16 protein-coding genes are annotated in these 22,506 nt (G+C 50.5%); 6 read left to right on the top strand and 10 right to left on the bottom strand.

Annotation, left to right across the window (positions count from 1 at the left end; translation table 11 throughout):
* Both H6F90_RS10395 and H6F90_RS10390 read left to right on the top strand, forming a co-directional pair.
* A complete protein-coding gene (locus tag H6F90_RS10395) occupies positions 1 to 2,454 on the top strand; it encodes a DUF5682 family protein (protein ID WP_190552409.1) in 2,454 nt (817 codons plus the stop codon).
* Between the two features lie 2 nt (positions 2,455 to 2,456).
* On the top strand, positions 2,457 to 3,644 hold the full coding sequence (locus tag H6F90_RS10390) for a VWA domain-containing protein (protein WP_190552408.1): 1,188 nt from the start codon (positions 2,457 to 2,459) through the stop codon (positions 3,642 to 3,644).
* 11 nt (positions 3,645 to 3,655) lie between these two features.
* Here the strand turns inward: H6F90_RS10390 and H6F90_RS10385 are convergent, their stop codons facing one another.
* The 7 genes from H6F90_RS10385 to H6F90_RS10355 form a co-directional block, all read right to left on the bottom strand.
* Entirely contained in the window at positions 3,656 to 4,633 is a 978-nt protein-coding gene (locus H6F90_RS10385) for a ParB/RepB/Spo0J family partition protein (protein WP_190552407.1), read from the bottom strand.
* Complete coding sequence (locus H6F90_RS10380) at positions 4,630 to 5,319, bottom strand: ParA family protein (protein ID WP_190552406.1); 690 nt, start codon at positions 5,317 to 5,319, stop codon at positions 4,630 to 4,632. Before H6F90_RS10380 ends, H6F90_RS10385 begins: the two co-directional genes overlap by 4 nt.
* 142 nt (positions 5,320 to 5,461) lie before the next feature.
* Entirely contained in the window at positions 5,462 to 7,273 is a 1,812-nt protein-coding gene (locus H6F90_RS10375; protein WP_190552405.1) for a DUF6734 family protein, read from the bottom strand.
* On the bottom strand, positions 7,270 to 8,808 hold the full coding sequence (locus H6F90_RS10370) for an IPT/TIG domain-containing protein (RefSeq protein WP_190552404.1): 1,539 nt from the start codon (positions 8,806 to 8,808) through the stop codon (positions 7,270 to 7,272). Before H6F90_RS10370 ends, H6F90_RS10375 begins: the two co-directional genes overlap by 4 nt.
* A gap of 42 nt (positions 8,809 to 8,850) precedes the next feature.
* The gene (locus H6F90_RS10365; protein ID WP_190552403.1) at positions 8,851 to 9,180 is read right to left on the bottom strand and encodes a hypothetical protein; all 330 of its coding nucleotides are present in this window, start codon (positions 9,178 to 9,180) and stop codon (positions 8,851 to 8,853) included.
* Between the two features lie 158 nt (positions 9,181 to 9,338).
* Positions 9,339 to 10,589, bottom strand: a complete 1,251-nt coding sequence (locus tag H6F90_RS10360; protein WP_190552402.1) for a hypothetical protein — start codon at positions 10,587 to 10,589, stop codon at positions 9,339 to 9,341.
* Positions 10,590 to 10,766: 177 nt separating this feature from the next.
* Positions 10,767 to 11,690: a C1 family peptidase gene (locus tag H6F90_RS10355; protein WP_199295845.1), complete on the bottom strand. Its 924-nt coding sequence runs from the start codon at positions 11,688 to 11,690 to the stop codon at positions 10,767 to 10,769.
* 258 nt (positions 11,691 to 11,948) lie between these two features.
* On the opposite strand from H6F90_RS10355, the gene H6F90_RS10350 reads away from it, so the two are divergent.
* Both H6F90_RS10350 and H6F90_RS10345 read left to right on the top strand, forming a co-directional pair.
* Positions 11,949 to 13,073, top strand: coding sequence for a class I SAM-dependent RNA methyltransferase (locus H6F90_RS10350; protein ID WP_190552401.1), 1,125 nt, complete (start codon positions 11,949 to 11,951; stop codon positions 13,071 to 13,073).
* Positions 13,074 to 13,136: 63 nt separating this feature from the next.
* Entirely contained in the window at positions 13,137 to 14,801 is a 1,665-nt protein-coding gene (locus H6F90_RS10345; protein ID WP_190552400.1) for an NAD(P)/FAD-dependent oxidoreductase, read from the top strand.
* 44 nt (positions 14,802 to 14,845) lie between these two features.
* On the opposite strand, the gene H6F90_RS29995 is transcribed toward H6F90_RS10345, so the two are convergent.
* Complete coding sequence (locus H6F90_RS29995; protein WP_199295844.1) at positions 14,846 to 16,579, bottom strand: WG repeat-containing protein; 1,734 nt, start codon at positions 16,577 to 16,579, stop codon at positions 14,846 to 14,848.
* Positions 16,580 to 16,876: 297 nt separating this feature from the next.
* Here H6F90_RS29995 and H6F90_RS10320 point away from each other — a divergent pair, with 297 nt between their 5' ends.
* Together H6F90_RS10320 and fusA are read left to right on the top strand one after the other, a co-directional pair.
* Complete coding sequence (locus tag H6F90_RS10320; RefSeq protein ID WP_190552399.1) at positions 16,877 to 18,166, top strand: DEAD/DEAH box helicase; 1,290 nt, start codon at positions 16,877 to 16,879, stop codon at positions 18,164 to 18,166.
* Between the two features lie 321 nt (positions 18,167 to 18,487).
* A complete protein-coding gene (fusA, locus tag H6F90_RS10315) occupies positions 18,488 to 20,572 on the top strand; it encodes an elongation factor G (protein WP_190552398.1) in 2,085 nt (694 codons plus the stop codon).
* 143 nt (positions 20,573 to 20,715) lie between these two features.
* Here fusA and H6F90_RS10310 read toward each other — a convergent pair whose 3' ends face one another.
* Positions 20,716 to 21,936, bottom strand: coding sequence for a glutathione S-transferase family protein (locus H6F90_RS10310; protein ID WP_370587988.1), 1,221 nt, complete (start codon positions 21,934 to 21,936; stop codon positions 20,716 to 20,718).
* A gap of 69 nt (positions 21,937 to 22,005) precedes the next feature.
* The gene (locus tag H6F90_RS10305; RefSeq protein WP_190443057.1) at positions 22,006 to 22,455 is read right to left on the bottom strand and encodes an SRPBCC family protein; all 450 of its coding nucleotides are present in this window, start codon (positions 22,453 to 22,455) and stop codon (positions 22,006 to 22,008) included.
* Positions 22,456 to 22,506 lie beyond the last annotated feature (51 nt).

Below are 22,506 nucleotides of genomic sequence, written 5' to 3'. Positions count from 1 at the left end.
ATGTCGCCAAGTTCTAATGTTCATATTTTCGGCATTCGGCATCATGGCCCCGGTTCTGCCCGGAGCCTGTTGCAAGCGCTGCACACCCTAGAACCGGATGTGATTTTGGTCGAGGGGCCTCCTGATGCGGATGATGTTTTGCCTCTGTTGGTTCAGGCAGACATGAAGCCTCCGGTTGCCCTGCTAATCTATGCCCCAGATCAACCACAGCAGGCGGTTTATTACCCATTTGCCGTCTTTTCTCCCGAATGGCAAGCCCTGCACTATGGCCTGAAACACCAGATTCCTGTCCGCTTCATGGACTTACCGCAAATGCATCAGCTAGGGGTAAGCCCGCTGGAAGAACCTCCTAGGGAACCAGAAACTAGTGACGAAAAAGAGAACATTGCCACCACCGAACCAGAGGAGCCAACCCCTGACCCAGTAATAGATCTGCAACCCGAAGGCGATCGCCCTCTTTCTCCCTCAAACCCGAGTCAGGCTGTGATCTCCGATCCTCTCACCTGGCTAGCTCAGGCTGCGGGCTATAGTGATGGTGAGCGCTGGTGGGAACACATGGTAGAACACCGCCAAGACAGCACCGATCTCTTTGCGGCGATTCTAGAGGTGATGACGGTTCTCCGTGCCGAAGTCGAGGCTGATCTAGCTTACAGTTCTGACCTCGCTCAACGCCATCCGCTCCAAGTTGAGCGGGAAGCTAAGCGAGAAGCTTACATGCGTCAAACAATCCGGGCTGCACAGAAAGAGGGCAAAGAGCGGATTGCAGTCGTTTGTGGGGCTTGGCACGCTCCCGCCTTAGCCGAGTTGTCAAACGCAAAAGCGGATACTGCGACCCTTAAAGGACTACCTAAAACCAAAGTTCAAACCACCTGGGTTCCCTGGACCTATGGACGACTAGCCATGAGCAGCGGCTATGGCGCAGGCATTGAATCCCCCGGCTGGTATCATCACCTTTGGCAAGCAGGTACTCCCGACAAACCAAACTCCACTTCCGCCGCTCAAATCACCATCAGTTGGATGACCTGCGTCGCTCGTCTGTTGCGGCAACAAGATCTCGATGCTTCCTCTGCCAGTGTAATTGAGGCTGTGCGCTTAGCTGAAGCTCTGGCAGCTTTACGCGATCGCGCTCTACCTAGCCTCATGGAACTAAACGAAGCTACCCAGACCGTGCTTTGCTTTGGGGATGCGCTACCAATGAAGCTAATCCATGACAAGCTGATCGTTGGCGAACGCTTGGGGGAGGTGCCCGACGAAACGCCAATGGTGCCTTTGCAGCAAGACTTGTTACGACAACAGAAGCGCTTGCGGCTGAAAGTTGATGCTACCGAGCAAGCGCTAGATTTAGATTTGCGGAAGCCCACGGATCTAGAGCGATCGCATCTCCTGCATCGGCTCAGTTTGTTCGGCATCGGTTGGGGTAAACCTCAGAAAAATTCTGGTAGCAAAGGTACCTTCCATGAATTGTGGCGCTTGCAGTGGCAACCAGAGTTTGCGATCGCCCTGATTGAGGCGGGGATTTGGGGCAACACGATTGAAGCAGCCGCGATCGCCTTTGTCTGTGATGCTGCCAATCGGTCTGCTGACTTGCCCGCGTTAACCCGGCTGATTGACAAAACTCTGTTAGCGAACCTACCAGAGGCGATTCACCACTTAATGGTACGGCTGCGAGCTGAAGCTGCGATCGCCAGTGATGTCGCTCATCTCATGGCTGCCCTTCCTCCCCTAGCCAATGTGCTGCGCTATGGCAACGTTCGTCAAATTGACACAGGCATTGTTGGCCCTGTAGTGGATGGCCTGATCACGCGCGTTTGTATTGGTTTACCCGTGGCTTGTGCCTCGCTCAATGATGAAGCGGCTGCGACTTTGTACAACTTGCTCCTAGAGATGCATCGAGTCGTGACCCTATTGCAAAAGCCAGAACATCTCGCGGACTGGCAAGCAGTCTTAACTCAACTAGCCGATCAGCGAGGCTTACATGGTTTGTTAGCGGGACGTTGCTGTCGCTTGCTCTTAGAGTCTGGGGCTTTCAGTGCCGAGGAAACTGCTCAGCGTCTTGGTCTTGCCCTTTCCAGCACCAATGAACCTGCCCAATCTGCGGCCTGGGTAGAAGGGTTATTGCAAGGCAGCGGTTTGCTGTTACTTCATAACCCAACCTTGTGGCAGGTTTTAGATGAGTGGATTAGCACGCTATCGACCGAGCATTTCACAACGGTTTTGCCATTGCTCCGTCGTACCTTTTCGACCTTTTCAGCTCCAGAGCGGCGGCAAATGGGCGAGCAAGTGCGGCAAGGCAGAAGTGGTAGCTCAGCCAACCTTACTACATCAACTTCAAGTGAAAGCTTCGACCTCGATCGCGCCGATCAGGTTTTGGCGATCGTGGCTCAACTGCTGGGAATTGAACTAGCCCTGCATCATCCCATTAATTCTGTCACCGCCGTCAAGGACACCCATTAGCTATGACTCAACCGTTTGACGAACGTCTCCGCCGCTGGCGTTTAATTTTGGGTGGCGGATCAGCAGATGGGATTTGTGCAGGGGCTAGCGGGGATACAGATGGGCTTGATCTGACCCTGAGTGCCGCCGACCAAGCGATGGATGATGCCTTGAGTGCTTTGTATGACAGCGATCGCCAGGGTAGCTTGGGCAGTTCTTCGCCTAAGGTCGCTCGCTGGTTGGGGGACATTCGCAGCTATTTCCCCTCTTCCGTGGTCAAAGTGATGCAGCAAGATGCCTTGAATCGGCTAAATCTGCGGCAAATGCTACTAGAGCCAGAAATGCTAGAAGCTGTAGAACCAGATGTACATTTGGTCTCAAATCTGTTATCCCTCAGTGGCGTGATGCCCAGCAAGACCAAAGAGACGGCTCGGATTGTAGTGCGGCGAGTAGTTGAAGAGTTACAGCGAAAATTAGAAAACCCCACTCGTCAAGCCGTGATGGGGAGTTTGAATCGAGCGATCTGCAATCGTCGTCCTCGTCATAACGAGATTGACTGGCATCGGACCATTCGCGCCAACCTCAAGCACTACCAACCTGAATACCGCACGATCATTCCTGAAACTCGCATCGGCTATGGGCGCAAACGCTCCTCCTTGCGAGACATTATCTTGTGCGTAGATCAAAGCGGTTCAATGGCAACCTCTGTTGTCTACGCAGGCATTTTTAGTGCAGTTTTGGCCTCTCTTCCTGCGGTGCAAACTCGTCTTGTGGTATTCGACACCGCCGTGGTTGACCTAAGCGATCTCTTACAAGACCCAGTAGAAGTTTTGTTTGGGACTCAGCTCGGCGGTGGCACCGATATCAATCAAGCTCTTGCCTACTGCCAGACTCTCATTCGCCAACCGCAAGAAACCATCTTGGTATTAATCAGCGATCTCTATGAAGGGGGTAACCGTCAGGAAATGTTGAAACGAGTCGCGGCTCTCTCGTCCTCTGGCGTCCAGCTTGTCACACTCTTAGCGCTAAATGATGAAGGTGCCCCTTACTACGACCATCAAAACGCTGCATTTATGGCTAATTTAGGCATCCCTGCCTTTGCCTGTACCCCCGATCTGTTTCCAGATCTGATGGCTGCAGCGATTAATCGGCAAGATCTAGGACAGTGGGCTGCTAGCCAAGACATTGTGACAGCCCGCAGCGATCGCTAACGGCTCCACCTTCACTTGAGCATAGCTTCTAGTTGGCTCAGCAACTCTTCTAACTGCTGAGTTTTTTCTGGACTACTCCACAGGGCTCGATCTTTCTTCGCTTGTTGTACCACTTGAGTTAAGCGCTGCTTTAGGTCTGGTTGAGCGGCTGGTTTCGTACTGTCGTTTAGAGCTTTGACTCGTTGTTTAATTTCGGACAAGCTGAGAGATTTACTCACAGCCTCCTTTAATACTCGTCGTCGCGCCTCTAAATCTTTAATACTGGCAATCACAATTCCCTTGGTATAGTGAATCTTACCTTGGCGAATCCCATCCAAAACTTCGCTCGGCTTCTTTAGGAGTGGCAGTCGAGTCGCGACAAAAGATTGCCAAGTGATGCGTCCAAAGGCATCAAAGATTTGCTTGACCAGTTCTGCTTCTTGGCTAACCAAAACGTTTTGGTTAGTTGTCCCTTTAGCAGCGTTATTCATCCGATAAAGGAAACTGATCACTTCTTCAGTGTCATAACCCAACTGAATTTCCAGCAAACGCAGCGTGTTATCCAGTTCTTCTAGGGCACTAAAATCACGGCGATTGGAATTCTCAGAGATCGCAGCTTGAAATGCAGTGCGATCGTCCCAGTCGAATACCTTAACTGGAACTGTCTCCAGCCCTAAAATTTCTGCTGCCTTAAACCGACGCAGTCCTGCAACCAGCTCATATTGACCCGACTGTCTGGGATGGGGGCGCACCCACAGCGGCGATCGAATGCCATTCGGTTTGATGTCGTTGAGTGCCCATTGTTGCAACTCGTCGTTGTCGTAGTAGTGACGAACTGGTTTGCCATCCGGGACAAAGGTAAACGTACAGGCGAGCGCTTTCCAGGGAATGATCTGCTCTTTGGTTTCTTCAGCAGCTTGCGTAATTTTTTGCGTAGCTGCTTGACCAAAAACAAAGCTTAGTTCCTCACTGTTGGCGATCGCGTCACTGAGTTTGCGTCGTGTCGTCATGATTCAGCCTCAAACAGTTTCAGGGCTTCGGTTAAAAGTTTGGTGTAGACGTTGGCTGCCGACTTTGGGGCAGTTCCTTTCATCCGAAACACGGTGCTACCTTGGCCTGGTGCATCTTTGATACATTGGCGATCGGGAAGCGTAGTGTCTAAAAGCGGCAATAAACCACTTTGCAAAGCTTCTTTCGCTTCTCGCAACAAAACTGTGTTGTCTTTGACAGCATTGAGGTACAGCGCCGCCACGGGTAATCCACCCCGGATCTCTCTAGCTTGCCGCACAAACTGCACAATCTTACCTGTGCTGGCTAGATCAATCATGGAGTCTCGACAGGGAATTAGCACCAAGTTGGAGCGAATTAGCATCGCTTTAGTAATTTCGCTGGCATTACCAGGGCCATCCACAATCACCACATCGTAGGACTCTGCCAGCTTGGGCAACTCATCAAAAAGAGTTTCCGGATCGCTAATCACCTGGCAAGGCAAATCCAGCTCTTTCAACCACCCTGATGAACTCTGTTGACCGTCCGCATCGACCAAAATTGTCGAATATCCTTTTTGAGCAAACCAATCAGCTGCATGTACAGCTCCAGTGGATTTACCTGCTCCACCTTTCTGATTGGCAAAGGCTAATATCTTGGGCAACTTCGTCGCCACACTCACCGCTTTTACAGCTTTAGCTCTTGGCATAAGTTAAATAACCAAAACCTATGGTTTGATAGTATCACTGATTTTGTGCAGTGCAACATTGATCAGCAATTAACCAAAACGTTTTGGTTAAATAAACTTGGTTGGGATTAGTTGAGAAGGTTTCGCGATCGCCAGTCCTTCATTACTGTAGATGAATGACGCTGAGCCAATCTCCACCCTCGCAACCATTGCCGCTATGACGTTCTGGCACCCCAGGCCAAATATGATTCCCATCTAAGGCGCAAAGACGACGAACGCTCAACTGTCCTGTATCTTTTCGAATCACATACAGCTTGTCCTGGGCAACCAAGCGCCAGCATAATCCTGTTACTTCAGACGCGATCGCCACAGATCCTGAAAGTGGAATGCCATTATTACTAAAACACTCTCGCAACTTTGGTGAAATAGTGCCTCGCTCTAACTCCATTTGCAACTCTAGATCTATATTGAACAGAACTTCTTCATTTAGAATCCAGTCTCCTCGTAGTTCGACAGTGAGCTGATCTAGTTCGCCTGCTTTTATAAACTGCTGCACTTCAGGCCAAGTCAGCTGAACTGCATCTGTAAACAAAACGTTTTCTAGCGCTTCGATTCCACTGACCAGCTGAAACTCATTTCCGATATCTGTTTCACCAACGCGCCAGTAAGTTCGTTGATTCATCAGAGCAGTGATCCGTACAGGCTGAATTTTAGGCTGATGAATTAGCTGCTGGTTGGCGATCGTGTCTCCACCATGACTCCAAAGCAAAACACTTCGCTGATGGAGGCTATCTACACGCACTGGTTTAGCAAACTGAATCACCAGTCCTACAGTCTGTACTAGCTCCAGAAATGCGTTTCTAGTCAGCACCTGATCATGATGCCAACTTGCATAAATAACTCGATTCAGGTCTGTAGGCGTTGGGTGTGTAAGCGGAGATGCAGCAGAGTTAAGGCTTGAGCCTAGTTCAGTGTTACTATCTGATACTTCTAGTAAATCTTCAGTTTGAGCGGCAACTGGCGAATAGGTGCGATCGCTGCCCAGAAAAAATTCCACTTTTTCTAGATACCGTAAGCACCGTTGATACTGGTTTGGGTATTCCTCGGCTACCCGTTTCTCTAAACGTCGAGCGATCGCGGCATCTCGCTTGGCCTCCCCAATTAAGTGGGTATAGCCGAGTTGGTCAGGCTGTTGAGAGGAGAAAGCTGCTTCTGGGGAATCGAACAGACATTCAATGCTGACGTCGGCAAAGAGCGAATCTGGCAACTGCTGATGATATTCAATACAAGCTGCCAAAAAATATTGCTCAATCAGCAGGCAATCTCCTAGTTTGTTATCCATCAACGCCAAAGCTGCTTGATTGCCAGGATCAGCAGCAATTCGCAAAGCCATGTCAGCATAGTGGCGAATAAAGTCTACCTGAGCGCCGCCCATAATACCGCAGCAATAAGCCAGATTTCGGCGCTTGGCAAAATACCAGTTCCACTCATCCGGTAGCCAACCATTTGTACTTTTGACGCGATGATTAAAAATTTCTGGGCGATACCACCAGCAGGTTGCTAAGGGTTTGCCAAAGACAAAATACTCCGGGTTCTGAGCAAGCACAGGCGCAGTGTTGACGACCGGGGGCAGCGGCTTCCACAAGAACACATCGTTATCGACATGGATGAAAGGCTGGGTTTGGCTACGGTAAGCCCATAGTTTACCTAAAATCCACCAATCTGGGTCTTGAGCTTGCAACGCATTCAACTCAGTTGTAACGCTATCAAACTCTAGTCCCAAGCCATCGATCAGCATTTTGGCTCCAGCATCATCCGTCACCAGCGCAGTTTCAGGATAATGTTTTCGCGTGGTTTCGAGCGACAAGATCCAAGCCAGCAGATGATGTTTTTCACTAAACCAGATGGTTTGGCGATGCGATCGGAAAGGTTTCGTCCAGAACGACCACACCGAGCGGGCAATCGCCTGACTCATAGAAGATTACCCCCGATCGCGGTTCCAGAGCCGTAGTAAACAGGCACAACGACGCTAAATACGTCAGTGCTAGAGACTGTTCCACCACTAGTCTGGACAGTGATTGGCACATTGCCTCCGCGTGAGAACGTTGGCACTCTCACAACAATTTGAGTGGCGGTGGGCGCACCCACAATAGAAGCTGCCACAGTGCCGAACCGAATGGAAACCGTTCCTACATTCAAGTTTCTGCCAAACAAAGTTACGGTATCGCCTGCTTTTCCAGAGCGAGGAGCGAACTGATTTGGTGATGGGTTCAATAAGGGAACTGGTGGAGGCGGTGGGGGTGGAGGAGGTAGAGAATTGACTGCAAACTCACGAATGAATTGATTATTCGTCTGCAACTGATCGAAAGTTTGCTTATTGGGATCAGCCATGAAACTAATGCGGTAGATTCCAGGTTGATCGAACTTGTACTTAAAGGTGACCGCGTTGTCAGATGATTGTTGCTGCGATCGCAGAGACGCATGAGAATAAAGTTCTCGGTAAATGGACTGCGTAGAAGGTCCTTGGATATCATCTGAGTCATCCACCGCGGCTTGCAGCATCGTCGGGGCACTACGGTCTGGTAGCGGCAACCTGGTAGTGCCTACCTGAAGTAACTCCCAATTGACCTCGAAGCCTGCTGCATCGACATTACCCTGGTTACTAAGAATGGCCCGAAATGTCACTTCTTGCCCTTGCACTATGGGCGTGGGCGAATCTATCACAATATCTTGCACGTTTAGGTCAACAGTATCAGCCCGCCAAGGTAACGTGTTTGTCTTCTGATTGCCGATTTTTGCTGCTAAAAATCCACCACCCACAAGATTTCGTGGCATTTCTACCGTTATGCGAGTGTTGGTACAATCGAGAACTTTAGCCAACTTATCCTGGAAGTAAACTTCCACAGCGTCCATCCGTGTACCAAAGTTGGCACCATCAATCACGACAATACTACCGGGAGCCCCGCTCTCTGGCTTGATTTGCGTAATTAGAGGCAACTCTCGCCAGAGACGCAACCGCGCTTCATCCAGCCCGCTTTTAGCAGAAATCTCTGTCAGCATGGCAGGGGTTTGAGTTGCCACTTCCAAATCATTGACCGAGTGAATCCCTACAGTTTTGAGTTTCTGGATCTCGACACTCTGAATTTCCGGTAAGTCTTCTAGCCGCCGATAATCACCTGTTTCCAGATCGACAGACTTGCGAGTTTCTTGAACTTGCGTATCAAGTGCAGGCGTGAAACCTAGCTTTAAAACAGTAGCCCCCGTTTGACCAGGAGCTACGGTGCGAAACATGAGATGGCCGTTGGGGTCGCGGCGAACATCCACTTGGAGATCCAGGTTTAGCTGGTTGACCATCATGGACAGTCGTCGATTTTGCGACTTGAGAATTAAGGTATCTTGAGCTTGATCTAACTCTGCCGTGATCACTTGGATCAGTTCAGATAACTCCCACTCATCATTGGGTAGGGCAGGAGGTTCGTTTGGAGTCAGGGGGCGATCGCTATTGGTCACAGAAGCTATGTCACGTGATGAGATGGTAAGAACTAAAAGAATTTAGTCCAGAGGATTTAGCTTTAAGGTAACTCTAAAATGGCTCAAGGCATTGACTGATTTTGGCACCAGGGGTGAAGGTAAGGTAGTCATCAGTCGACTCCCTGACAGCGAATTGCCCGATCGCGGCGAGAGATGAAAATGCACCGGGATCGCGATTGCAATTTCATCAACCCTTAAAGTTGGAAGAGCCATTTCTGAGGCCAAGTTCTGGAGATTCGACTCAGTCACTAGTTCCTCAATTTCATCGGGCGCTAGTTCGTGCGTCACGGGAATTTGAGAGATCTCCCCAGCGGTCATCACAACTAAGTCACTAAAGTGGATAGCGAGCATTCATATTCTCGAAAAACTGAAAGTTTTATCTAACCTTTCCCCAACCCCTCCGCCAAGAAAAAGGAGCTTTATATCTAGCTCCCCTTTCTTTAAGGGAAGGGGCTGGGGGTTAGGTCTAACGGTGTATCAACGCTAGACCGTTGCAGAGAAATACAGTTCTAAACAATGGGAGCAAGATCCGACTCTTTCACCGTACCTGTCCCATCATTAAGGGGTTTGTAGTCAGTCTTGAATTTCAGGGTGACTTGGCCGCTCATTTGGGTCAGCGTTTCGATGTTGCCCACAGTAGTTTGATCTACAGTGCTGACGCTGAGGTTGTTATAGTAGGCGCTGACGCTAGCATTGCCCCAACCCCAGGTTGCGCCTGCCTTGACCGAACCTCCAAAACTCTGGCTTTTTCGGTTAGTAGTGTTCGTGCTGCTGGATTCAGTGGAGGCAACTCGGAAAATTAGCTTGGTATTGATTTCCCCCTCGGTGATAACAATCCGAGCCATCCCTTCGCGAGCCATCTGTCGCAGTTGATTCATGCCATCACGGGCTAGGCCATGCTTAATGGCAGTCTGGATAGTGCTGATATCACTGCTGGTGTAGACTTTAGAACTATCGACCTCAATGCCATCAGTCTTATCAAAATCGCTTTCAAAGAGTTCTTTGACTTTTGCTTCATCAATGACGTCAGTAGTGGTGGGTTTAAAGACGCTATCTTGCCCAAAAACCCTTATGATCTCCGCCCGATGTCCACCTGTAACAGGTGCCATGTAGTAGAGGCGCTTGAGATGGTAAGCTCGTCGAGGCTCCTTCTCCACCACTGGGAACGCTTTGTCCTTTCCAGCAGTATCTTTTTCTGTAAACGTCAGTTGAGCAAGTTTTTCTGCGACTGCATCGTCCGATACGTTATCAGAAGCAAATTCTTTCAGGCTCTTGGTCAGATCCGCGACCATGTCACTGTAGGCTTTCATCTGATCAAGAGTCGCTTTAATGATCGAGTTGAAAGTACCTGTGATTAATCCTTGAGTGAATTCAACAAAAGCCATCCCAGTTTGCTGCGATCCTCTCACCGCTGCATCGATCGCCCGCTCTGTCGTGCCATTATTACCTAGGGTTAACGATTCGCCCACGGGTTGGACTAAGCCCATCGCCATCGATTCCATATTGCCTTCTTGGGGTCGCAAGAATTCCAACAAGGTATCTTGCACAACTGTGGTCACTCCCTGACGGAGCAATTCGCGCTCGGCTTCATCACTGCCAACGTTTTCCACGCTGCGTTCGATGACTTCCATCAAGCGCTCTACGCCACCTGCTACCGCTTCATCCACAGGGGCGATCGCTTCAGGCTGAGGTTGTAGTTCCATATCAGCACTCAAGTTCTCAGGGTTGGAATCATTGTTTTGCTTGCGATTACGAGCCATGTCTAAAGATCTCCTTGATGTTTAATAAATCCGAGGCAATTCGACCACTGAGCACCAGCAAATCAGCAGAAACTATTTGAATCTGTTTTTCCTGATTTGGAGCTTGCAGTGACAGTCAAAAACTTTTAGCGAGAGAGTAACGATGTTGTTTGTTCACATCGCAGATAACGCCTGGTTTTAGCAGTTGAGGCCAAATACGCCAGTATCTACCCAGTCCTGTTTAAGGAGCACCCACCAATCTACCGAAAGTCCACCCTGAATGTAGCTGTAGGGCAGCCAACCATACCCATCTTTACCCCAACTCGTGCCCCAGGAATTCCGGATTAAGATTGCGCCTTTGCTTCTGCTCCCACCCGCTTTGGGATGCTCAATCACAATGGAGTCGTCATAGCCCACAGCTACCATTGCATGACCTCCCTTGGGGCGATCGCTGTTGCATGGATACGGCAATTGACCGAGGGTTTCAGGCCGACTAGCATGCATCAAGGGCATATCAAAGAGCATGGTGCCAAAAGCTAAGGGAAAACCTGCTGCTAATTGGGTTTTGATCGCCATTAATAACTCGGCAGTATCGATGTCTGGAGTATCTAGACGGACATAGTTAACTGATTTGTAGTTAGCAGCGAAGGCGTAGCAAAACGCGGGTGGTTCTTCGTCTTGCTTGCTAGGGTCGTAGGGCCAGTACTCCTCTGGTGGAGCTCCAAATAATCGCAAAGCTCCCATCGCAGTGCGTAAAAACACTCCAGCATTGCCTTGGACTCGTAACAAGTTTTTAGTGGCTTTATAGAGAAACAAGCGGGAGCGATGGCTGTACTCATTGAAAGCTTTTTGTTCCAAGTACTCGGCAATGGCACTCACAACATGAGCAGTGCAAGACTCGATTTTGCCTTGATCTTCAACTGGAGAGAACCCTGAGCGTAGATCAATGAAAGCGGGTAGATCTAACTTTTTGAATTGCCTTTTCTCAATCAGTTCTACAGATTGACCCATGACAGTTTCCATCATGGGTCGGATGGCTTTACTGGTCAACCTTAGATCTCGATGATCAGGATAATCGCGTATCCAGCCCATGCCATGTTGACGACTAGCGATTCCATTCATGCAATGTTGTGACTTTCGATTTTCAGGATGAGGTGCGGACTTTTATATGCTTCAGCCCTTGTTTGGTTAATTCCGTATTTTCCCCAATTAGTTACAAAACTTACCGTGCTGTATCGCGTTCTACTTAGGGAACTGAGATTACAGGGTGGTTTCATGTTAGCGAGAGGGATTGTTTTCTTAGATGAAACCGCTCTGGTTTTGCCTCGGCTAAGGGACTATATCAATAAGCAGGTGCGACCTATTCACTAGTGAGTCAGTATGAATCAGTATTTTGCTACGGTGGCGAATGGTTTAGAGCCGCTCGTCGTTCAGGAATTAGAGCAGCTAGGGGCACATTCCGTAAAGCCAGGGTTTTGTGGTGCGGCATTTGAGGGCGATCGCACCTTGCTTTACCGCGTTAACCTATGGGCAAGGGTGCCGTTCCGTATCCTGATGAAGCTGCACCAGTTTCCTTGCCAAAGTGCCGAAGATCTTTATCGCGGAATTCAGACGATTGATTGGTCAGAGTACCTCACACCGGATGTAACCTTGGCAGTGAACGCGACGGGCAAAACCGATCAGCTCAACCACACTCACTTCACGGCGCTACAGGCTAAAAATGCGATCGTGGATCAGCAGCAAGAGCAGTTTGGCGATCGCTCCAATGTCGAGCTGCAAGAACCGGATGTGCAGATTAATATTCATATCGATCGTGAGGGCTGCACAGTCAGCCTGGATAGTTCTGGAAACAGTTTGCACCGCCGAGGCTATCGTCCTGCGGTCGGAGCTGCCCCGTTGAAAGAATCTCTAGCAGCAGCCCTAATTCAGCTTTCTGGTTGGCAACCGGAGCAAATGTTTTATGACCCGCTCTGTGGCTCTGGCACCTTACCCCTAGAAGCCTGCCTCAAGTCGCTCAATATTGCCCCAGGACTGTTTCGGGAACGATTTGGGTTTGAAACCTGGCTTGACTTTGACCTCAATCTTCTGGAAGGCTTGATTCAAGAGGCGGAATCCAGTCAACGGGATACGCTACCTGCACCAATCTGGGGTAGCGATCGCGATGCCAAGGTAATTGAGCAGGCGATCGCCAATGCCCAAACCTGCGGCGTACTGGACCAGATCTGGTTTTCGGAGATGGATCTTTCTGAGGTAGTGGCACCGACCGATAGCGGGGTTGTATTCTGCAATCCTCCCTATGGCGAACGGCTAGGCCGAGACACCGACTTGGGCGCATTTTACAAACAGCTCGGTGACGTTTTGAAACAGCGGTTTAAAGGTTGGACTGCTTTTATCTTGAGCGGCAACAAAGAGCTGGCTCAGTCGATCGGGCTGAAATCAAGCCAGCGAATCGCGGTGTACAATGGAACGCTGCCCTGCCAGTTAATGAAATATGAGCTGTACTAGAGATCTGGACTAAATATCAAATCCAGGCTGGAAGAACGCTCGTAGCACCACCCAACATCGATCATGCTCCGACTCACCGAAGTAAAACTACCGCTTGATCACCCTGAAGAGGCACTTCAGGTCGCAATCCTCAAAAAGCTGCAAATTACGCCTGCCGAGCTAGTCAGCTTTTCCATCTTCAAGCGCAGCTATGATGCTCGTAAAAAAGATGACATTGTTTTTGTTTATATTCTGGATGTAGAAACTCTTCAAGAAAAGCGGCTACTCCAGCGATTCAGAAAAGATCCGCATGTTGTGCCCACGCCTGATACGAGCTATCGGTATGTGGCCCAGGCTCCTAACACGGCAACTGCATCTTTGGCGAATCGACCGATCGTAATTGGTGCGGGTCCCTGTGGCATCTTTGCGGGGTTGCTGTTGGCACAAATGGGGTTTCGCCCGCTGATTCTAGAACGGGGGAAGCCAGTTCACGATCGCTCGGTAGATACCTTTGGCTTTTGGAGCAAGCGCAAATTTAACCCTGAATCTAACGCGCAATTTGGCGAAGGGGGTGCAGGCACTTTTTCCGATGGCAAACTCTACAGCCGAGTGAAAGATGCCAATCATCACGGGCGAAAAGTTCTCGAAGAATTCGTGAATGCGGGAGCGGCTCCGGAAATTCTCTATGTCAATAAACCCCACATTGGTACCTATCGGCTAGTCAAGATTGTCGAGAATATGCGCCGCACGATCGAATCATTGGGCGGTGAATTCCGCTTTGAAAGTCGGGTGCAAACGATTGAGATCGAAGAACATGGTGACAATCGGCAAGTGCGAGGTGTGGTTCTAGCCACTGGTGAGTATATCCCCAGCGAACACGTGATCCTGGCTGTGGGGCACAGTGCCCGTGACACGTTCGAGATGCTGCATCAGCAAGGGGTTTACATTGAACCTAAGCCTTTTTCGATTGGCTTCCGAGTTGAGCATCCCCAATCTGTGATCGATCAGTGTCGCCTAGGATCACAGGCAGGCCACCCGGTTTTGGGTGCAGCTGATTATCAGTTGGTGCATCATTGCTCAAATGGGCGATCGGTCTATAGCTTCTGTATGTGTCCGGGTGGGCAAGTGGTAGCGGCAACCTCAGAAGTGGGGCGAGTCGTCACGAACGGCATGAGCCAGTATGAGCGTAGCGGCAAAAACGCGAACAGTGGCATCGTCGTTGGCATTACACCAGAAGATTATCCGGGCAGCCCTCTAGCAGGAATGGAGCTTCAGCGTCAATTAGAAGAGCGAGCTTTTGAGTTGGGCGGTTGCACTTATGAGGCTCCGGGACAGTTGGTGGGCGACTTTCTAGCTCAGCAGCCTTCAACTACCCTCGGTAGTGTCAAGCCTTCCTATCGGCCCGGGGTGCATCTCTGCGATCTCAGCTCTAGCTTGCCCGATTATGCGATCGCTGCCATCCGCGAAGCGCTACCTGCCTTCGACAAACAAATCAAAGGCTTTGCCATGCACGATGCCGTTTTAACCGGGGTAGAAACCCGCACTTCCTCCCCAATTCGGATTAAACGCAACACAGAGTATCAGAGCCTCAACACGGCAGGACTTTATCCGGCGGGTGAAGGAGCGGGATATGCTGGGGGGATTCTTTCGGCAGGCATTGACGGCATTAAAGTGGCAGAGGCAGTCGCCCTCAACATCTTGCAAGGGGTGAATCCAGGAGCTGGGCAGGGGGCAACTCAGACTGCTTGATTCACTCCTGGTTCACAACTCTTGCTTCATAACCAATTAATAGACTAACGACCCGGAGCGCGAATATAGCCCCACTCCCCTCCTTCAAGCTGCGTTAAGTATGGGCCTTCAGGCCCAGGGGCTTGAGTGATCCAACGTCCACCCAAATTTACGTAGGCCAAACCTTCTGAGAAGGAATTGGCATCTGCATATTGAGGTGCGATCGCAAACTTGCCACTTTTATCGATAAAGCCTGCTTTGTTTCCGAGTCGTGCCATTGCCAGCCCACTGGAGAAGGGAGATACTACGGCTACATCTTCGGCCACGACGGAGGTGTCATTGCCCACTTGAGCTTGGGGAGCATAGAACTGCGCCGGAATCGCGATCGCGCCTTGGGCATTAATGAAACCCCATTTATCGGCAATTAATACGCCCGCTAACCCTTCAGCAAAGGATTGTGCCCGATAGAACTGGGGTGGAATCACTAGCTTGCCGCTTTTGTCAATGTAGCCCCAGCGGCTCTCAGCGGTTTGTACTGCTGCCAATCCGCCTGCGAACGACTGAGCACCCGCAAATTGGAGTGGAATGACCATCGTTCCGGTTTTATCAATAAAGCCAATCCGATTGTTGCGCTCAACCTGAGCTAATCCTTCGGAAAATGGAGCAACTGAGCCATAAGGTTGGACGGGAATCACCCACTGCCCCTGAGGGTTGATGAAACCCCATTGCTGATTGAGTTGTGCAGCAGCCAATCCTTCGGAAAAGGGGAGAGCGTCGTCGAACTGCGGCGAAATTACAAGTTTGCCAGTGCGGTCAATAAAGCCAACCTTGTTGCCTACTCTAACGGCTGCCAATCCGGCGGAGAAAGGTTTGGCGCTAGCGAACTGCGGCTCCACCAACCATTGCCCTTGGCGATCGATATAGCCCCAGCGAGTTCCCTCGGCATCGGGGACAACTCCCACAGCCGCAAACCCTTCCGAAAACGGCAAAGCCACATTAAAGCGGGGAGCGATCGCGGTTTTTCCAGCAGTATCAATATACCCGTAGCGTCCATCTTTCTGGGCAACTGTAAGCCCTTGAGAAAACTGCCCAAACCCACCTGCTGCAGGAGGAATGGCAAACCCGCTCTGGTTCCCAGCAATGTACTGACTAGGAACCGTTTGACCGAGTTCTGGTTGGCTAGAAGCTAAAGCTTGGCAAAGGAGTACTGCCACTTCCCCCCTAGTAGCCGCTTGGTTGGGGCGAAGTTGTTTGACCTGCGGGTAATTCACGACTAAACGGTTCAGCGTCCCTGTGGCGATCGCCCGTTTGGCATAAGTAGGCACTTGAGCGGCATCGTCAAAATATTGCCGTAAGACTGCATCAGGTTGATCGGGGGCTGGATGATTCAAGGCATTGGTAGCAATCGCGATCGCCTGGACTCGCGGAATCGCTTGAGTCGGTTTAAAGGTGCCATCTGGATAACCAGAAAAAAGTTGGCGGGCAGCCGCATCCTGAATCGCTCGGTAAGCCCAGTAGGTAGTTGGTACATCCCGAAAGGTGGGAGCCCTCTGCGATCGCGGCAGGTTGGGAAAAGCATTCAGCATCAAGACGGCAAACTCAGCCCGAGTCACGGTCTGGTTGGGCCTAAAGGTACCATTTGGGTAACCGTTGACTAATTTGCGTTGTGACAGTTGGTCAATGCAAGCCCGCCCCCAGTGAGTTGAAGTATCAGAAAAACTCCAAGCGACGGATGAGTTAACGCTCCACATAGAGAAGGTGGCGATCGCCAGATTTCCCCACCATTTAGCACCGGACATGAAAAGTTGCTCCTAGCCAGATTGAGTCTCCTTACCAGTCTGAGCAATTCTCCAGGCTAACCACTACGCCTGATGGGATGAAACTAAAACTGGATCTTTCCCTAGTCTCTTGCTTCATTGGCCCCACTTTGCCTAAATTCCTGTTAAGATGAATTTCTGCCAGTACATTCCGGTCTGTTGCTGGCGCATTGGAACTTGCTCATCCAAGCTCTCCAACTGAATCATAAGTTTCCTGCTCTTAGACTGGTCCCAGGTACTGAATTTGGGATAGGGGCACCACTAGGAGCGATCGCATTCATGACATTTCAACACCTCGGTCTTTCGGCCGACTTGCTTCGTGCTGTTGCTGAGCAGGGCTACACCGAGCCTACTCCGATTCAGCAGGCAGCAATTCCCGCTATTTTGAAAGGGCAAGACATTCTTGCTAGTGCTCAAACCGGGACAGGCAAGACCGCTGGCTTTACTCTGCCACTTCTGCAACGCCTTAGCGCCAAAACTGCTGGTAAAGGCGATCGCTCACCTCGTGCCCTCATCCTCACACCGACTCGTGAATTAGCAGCTCAGGTGGGTGATAGCGTTAAAACCTATGGTAAGTACCTGTCTTTGCGAGCTACCGTTATTTATGGCGGCGTTGGCATTGAACCACAAATTCAAACCCTGCGTCGGGGCGTGGACATTCTGGTGGCTACCCCCGGTCGGTTGCTGGATCACTTAGGGCAAAAGACTCTAGACCTTTCCCAGGTCGAGATCTTAGTCCTAGATGAGTGCGATCGCATGCTGGATATGGGGTTTATCCACGACATCCGCAAGATTCTGGCGAAACTGCCTCAAGCACGGCAGACCCTAATGTTTTCCGCCACTTTTTCTAAGGCGATTCAGCAGTTGGCTAATACCCTGCTTGACTCTCCTAGCCTGATCGAAGTTGCTCCCCGCAATACTGCTGCTGAGCAAGTAGAGCAGGTGGTGCATCTAGTCGATCGCAATCGCAAGCAAGAACTCCTCTCTTATATGATTGGGTTCCACAACTGGCAGCAGGTGTTGGTCTTTACCCGCACCAAGCATGGAGCCAACCGCCTAGCTGAACAGTTGGCGAGAGACGGACTAAAAAGCACCGCGATTCACGGCAACAAAACTCAAGCCGCTCGCACCCGTGCCTTGAGTGATTTTAAGCAGGGAAAAGTGCGGGTCTTGGTTGCTACCGATGTCGCCTCACGGGGTCTAGATATTGATCAGCTGCCTCACGTCGTCAACTTTGAGCTACCAGATGTGCCAGAAGACTACGTACATCGCATTGGCCGTACAGGTCGAGCAGGCAATGAGGGCCGAGCGGTTTCCTTGGTCTGTGGCGATGAATACCCCCTGTTGAAAAATATTGAGCGCTTGCTCAATCGCACCTTTAGTAGAGACATCATTCCAGGATATGAGCCCACCGCCTCAGCCCAGTCGAAAGCAGACCCATCTAGCCGTAAGCGATCCGGTCAAGGTCGTGGTACTGGGGCAAAAACCCAGGCTCAAGCTGCTTCTACCCAGGGTAAAAAGCACACCTCCGCGAGAAGCCGCGATCGCAAACAGCTCCGGACTGGTTAAGGGTCTGCGTTAGTTCCTCAGCCAGAGCCACACCTGGGAAATGCCACCGAATTAGCTATCAGAGTAGGGTGAGTCGAGGAAAATTTTTGATCTTAAGTCGTGAGAGCGCTTAAGACCTAATTTTTAGGGAATTTTAGTACCGTTCCTACATCACAACACTTTACAATTGGCAACGTTGCCGTAAGTGTGGAAAAGGGTTCCCTAATATTCCAAGTGGTTGAAATTCAGCCTGTACTAGCTACGAAAGCAACACCGATTCCCTCTGAGTATCGCTTGCAGGTGGTCGTCAACGTTTTGTCGCATTTAATCTAAAGAGCAACTATGAAAGACCTCACTCGTTATCGCAATATCGGCATCTTCGCTCACGTTGATGCAGGTAAAACGACCACAACTGAAAGAATCCTGAAACTGACCGGTAAGATCCACAAGATTGGTGAGGTCCATGAAGGTGCGGCGACGACAGACTTCATGGAACAGGAGCAAGAACGTGGCATCACGATTCAGTCTGCTGCTACGAGCTGTTTCTGGAACGACCACCAACTCAATATCATTGACACCCCAGGTCACGTAGACTTCACCATTGAAGTTTATCGTTCCCTTAAAGTGCTCGATGGTGGTGTCGGTGTTTTCTGTGGTTCTGGTGGTGTTGAACCCCAGTCTGAAACCAACTGGCGTTATGCAAACGACTCCAAAGTTTCTCGTGTGATCTACGTTAACAAGCTCGATCGCACCGGAGCTGACTTCTACCGTGTCGTCAAGCAAGTTGAACAAGTCTTAGGTGCTAAGCCTTTGGTCATGGTGTTGCCCATCGGTGTGGAAGAGCAGTTTAGTGGTGTCGTTGATCTGCTAACCCGTAAAGCTTGGATCTGGGATAACTCTGGCGATCCCATGAACTACCAGATCAAAGATGTTCCTGCCGACATGGCCGATCAGGTCGAGACCTATCGTGAGCAGTTGATTGAAACTGCGGTCGAGCAAGACGACGAATTGATGGAGAAATACCTGGAAGGCGAAGAGCTGACCATCGACGAAATTAAGCGGTGTATCCGTAAGGGCACCATCGACCTAGCCTTCTTCCCCACCTACTGCGGCTCCTCGTTCAAAAACAAAGGGGTACAGTTGGTGCTGGATGCGGTAGTGGACTACCTACCTAACCCCACGGAAGTCAAGCCTCAGCCAGAAATGGACCTCGAAGGCAACGAGATGGGCACCTTCGCCTACGTTGACTCCGAGAAGCCATTGCGCGCTTTGGCGTTCAAGATTATGGACGATCGCTTTGGCGCGCTCACCTTTACCCGGATTTACTCCGGTAAACTATCCAAGGGTGATACGGTCCTCAACACAGCTACTGGTAAGACCGAGCGGATCAGCCGTCTGGTGGAGATGCACGCCAATTCCCGCGAAGAGATCGAATCGGCTCAAGCGGGTGACATTGTCGCGATCGTCGGCATGAAAAATGTCCAGACGGGCCATACCCTCTGCGATCCCAAGAATCCAGCGACATTGGAACCAATGGTCTTCCCAGAACCTGTGATTTCGATCTCGGTTAGACCCAAAACCAAAGGTGGTGAGGAGAAAATGGTCGCTGCCTTGACCAAGATGGTGCAAGAAGACCCATCTTTCCACATGATGACGGATGAGGAGAGTGGCGAAACGATCCTGAAGGGGATGGGCGAGCTGCACCTCGATATTAAGGTTGACATCCTCAAGCGGACTCACGGGGTGGAAGTAGAGGTTGGCAAACCTCAAGTTGCTTACCGCGAGTCGATCACCAAGCGTCTGGAAGATGATTACACCCACAAGAAGCAGTCGGGTGGTTCGGGTCAATTTGCCAAGATTGGCTACGTCATTGAGCCTGGTGAAGCAGGTACTGGTTTTGTATTCGAGTCCAAGGTGACAGGGGGTAGTGTACCTAGAGAATACTGGCCAGCAGTGCAGAAAGGCTTTGAAAGCTGTATTGATAAAGGTGTATTGGCTGGGTTCCCTTGCCTAGACTTGAAGTTCACGCTCCTAGAAGGTGGTTTCCACCCGGTTGACTCGTCAGCAATGGCGTTTGAGATCGCGGCTAAAGCAGCTTATCGCCAATCGATGCCTAAGGCGAGCCCTCAACTGCTGGAACCCATCATGAACGTAGATGTCTTCACTCCAGACAACTACATGGGCGATGTCATTGGCGACCTCAACCGTCGTCGGGGCATGATGAAATCTCAAGAGACAGGCCCGACCGGGGCCCGAATCAAGGCAGATGTGCCCTTGAGTGAGATGTTTGGCTACATTGGTGACCTCCGGACGATGACCTCAGGTCGTGGTCAGTTCTCGATGTCGTTCTCGCACTATGCGCCTTGCCCAAACAACATCGCTGAGGAAGTGATTAAGGAAACCAAAGAGCGCCAAGCTGCTTCATAGGGCTAAACGTAGCTTGCTGCTTCCAGTAAGCGTTTGATGTTTCCTAACTAATAGAAAAGCCTCCCAGTGGGAGGCTTTTTTCTTTATCATGAGGATTGAGCAGTGACAAAGCCGTTACTAAATCAACCACTAAATCGACAGTCTCAATTCCTGGCAAAGTTAGCTGGATCTTGATCCCGTCGATGTTTGACGGGAAGGGGAGGGCTCTGGCGATCGCCCACCAATGCAGCAGTTGTCTCTAAGGCTGTCCTCAGTTGTTTAGCCGCGTAGATAGACATATCGCGGGGCGCATTAATGCGATCGCGCAAATATCGCAGCGCCAGATCAGCCCCTGAGGGTGGCAAACAAGTTTGATTGGTCATCATGTAGGTGAGGGCACACCGCAAAGCTTCATCAAATAGTTTGTCATCAGCGGGATTGACCCGAATAATATTGGCGCGGTGCTTAATTACTCGGTGCAGGGCTTCAGCCCGTGAAGTCTCAGGCTCTGGGTAAGCCACATCAGGCAGCCCAAACCAAGGGCCTTGATCGACCTGGGTTTTGTTCCGCAGCATCTGAGGCTCACCGTTTTCCCAGCAGCCCCCCATTTGAGGCGGCAAATCATGCACGTGAGTATGAAAGTCGCTTTGAGTGCCACAATAGGTTGGTCGGCTTTCCATTGCGGCAAACCAGTTACCTAAACGAGGGTTTGCCTCTCGCAGGGAATAACCTTTGTAGTAATACAGACTGGCATTCATGCGCTCTACATAGGGAGTAAAGATCACATCAGCAGTGCCGAACTCCTCTAAGAAGTAAGGGCCTGGGGTGCTACCTAAAGCAAACTCGACCTTATCTACTACGCCTGTAAATTGCTCCCGGTTGCGCTGCTCTTGCCGAGCTGATCCGGTTGGGTAGCAAAGCCAAGTACACCAAGCTCTAAAGAGTAGCCGCTCCAACTGCCGCAGTGGCATCACGGTTGGGTCTTTCATGCCAAGACCGAGGGGGCCGAATACCTGTTCTAGGGCGATCAAAATGTCATCACTTTCGGTGATCAGACGGCCATCTAGTTCGATCGCGGGTAGCATGCCCGATGGCACCTTGCGTTTGTACCAGCTCTCCTTTTCTCCGTAGCAGAACATGGTCACTTTTTCGATGCGGTAAGGAATCTGCTTTTCCTCTAGCCATAGCCAAATTTTCTGGCAGTAAGGGCACCAAGCGTGATTGTCGCGATATAGCGTGACGCGCACCTCGGACTCGCTGTGCCCGAACAGGCGCAAACGAGCTTGAGCATTGGTAGGCCCATTAACCGTATCGACTTGAAAATCGGTGAGAGCTTCTAGTTCGGGCCAACTGAGGGGAGCGATCGCCATAGAGATGGATGTCATTAGGCTTGATTCAATGCGGATTAGGTTGAAAAATAGCTTTGTAGCTAGCTCAATGTCAAATTTGCGAAATTAAAGAGCAGTGTTTCCTCCTTCGATCTCCTGCTTGAGCCGCCACAAATCTTCGTACAGTTGCCCGTCTGGAGCTTCACCCAAAAATGTAGCAATGACTGCTCCTGCCATGCCACCAAAGGGGCTGTAGTCCATTGTTACCTTGACTTCTGTGCCCGCTTCGTACTCCGAGCTGCGAAAGCTGACACAGCCTTCGTTAGGCACATTACTGCCAGGCAGCGATCGCCAGCAAATTAGCTCATTTTCTTGGTCCTGCGTGATCTCAGCATCCCATTCAATGTGGTTGCCTAAGGGAGCTTTGGTAATCCAATGAGAACGCTGTTCATCTAACACTTTCACTGACTCTAGGTGATTCATGAACCGTGGCAAGTTCTCAAAGTTGCGCCAGAACTGATACAGCTCTTGAGGAGAGCGGTCAATCCGAATACTTCTTTCTACATGGATACTCATCGAGTTACCTGTTAACTAAATGTCTGACTTGTCTCGCCTAGACTTTGAGCT

The organism is Trichocoleus sp. FACHB-591 (assembly GCF_014695845.1).
In the GTDB taxonomy this organism is placed as follows: Bacteria; Cyanobacteriota; Cyanobacteriia; order FACHB-46; family FACHB-46; genus Trichocoleus.
This window is presented reverse-complemented; position numbering and strand designations above follow the sequence as displayed.

Bases quoted from the DNA above. Each gene is read 5' to 3' on its own strand.
- H6F90_RS10310 (WP_370587988.1), bottom strand. From the start codon at position 21,936: ATGACATCCATCTCTATGGCGATCGCTCCCCTCAGTTGGCCCGAACTA.
- H6F90_RS10390 (WP_190552408.1), top strand. From the start codon at position 2,457: ATGACTCAACCGTTTGACGAACGTCTCCGCCGCTGGCGTTTAATTTTG.
- H6F90_RS10380 (WP_190552406.1), bottom strand. From the start codon at position 5,319: ATGCCAAGAGCTAAAGCTGTAAAAGCGGTGAGTGTGGCGACGAAGTTG.
- H6F90_RS10320 (WP_190552399.1), top strand. From the start codon at position 16,877: ATGACATTTCAACACCTCGGTCTTTCGGCCGACTTGCTTCGTGCTGTT.
- H6F90_RS10305 (WP_190443057.1), bottom strand. From the start codon at position 22,455: ATGAGTATCCATGTAGAAAGAAGTATTCGGATTGACCGCTCTCCTCAA.
- H6F90_RS10355 (WP_199295845.1), bottom strand. From the start codon at position 11,690: ATGAATGGAATCGCTAGTCGTCAACATGGCATGGGCTGGATACGCGAT.
- H6F90_RS10385 (WP_190552407.1), bottom strand. From the start codon at position 4,633: ATGACGACACGACGCAAACTCAGTGACGCGATCGCCAACAGTGAGGAA.
- H6F90_RS10395 (WP_190552409.1), top strand. From the start codon at position 1: ATGTCGCCAAGTTCTAATGTTCATATTTTCGGCATTCGGCATCATGGC.
- H6F90_RS29995 (WP_199295844.1), bottom strand. From the start codon at position 16,579: ATGTCCGGTGCTAAATGGTGGGGAAATCTGGCGATCGCCACCTTCTCT.
- H6F90_RS10360 (WP_190552402.1), bottom strand. From the start codon at position 10,589: ATGGCTCGTAATCGCAAGCAAAACAATGATTCCAACCCTGAGAACTTG.
- H6F90_RS10365 (WP_190552403.1), bottom strand. From the start codon at position 9,180: ATGCTCGCTATCCACTTTAGTGACTTAGTTGTGATGACCGCTGGGGAG.
- fusA (WP_190552398.1), top strand. From the start codon at position 18,488: ATGAAAGACCTCACTCGTTATCGCAATATCGGCATCTTCGCTCACGTT.
- H6F90_RS10345 (WP_190552400.1), top strand. From the start codon at position 13,137: ATGCTCCGACTCACCGAAGTAAAACTACCGCTTGATCACCCTGAAGAG.
- H6F90_RS10350 (WP_190552401.1), top strand. From the start codon at position 11,949: ATGAATCAGTATTTTGCTACGGTGGCGAATGGTTTAGAGCCGCTCGTC.
- H6F90_RS10375 (WP_190552405.1), bottom strand. From the start codon at position 7,273: ATGAGTCAGGCGATTGCCCGCTCGGTGTGGTCGTTCTGGACGAAACCT.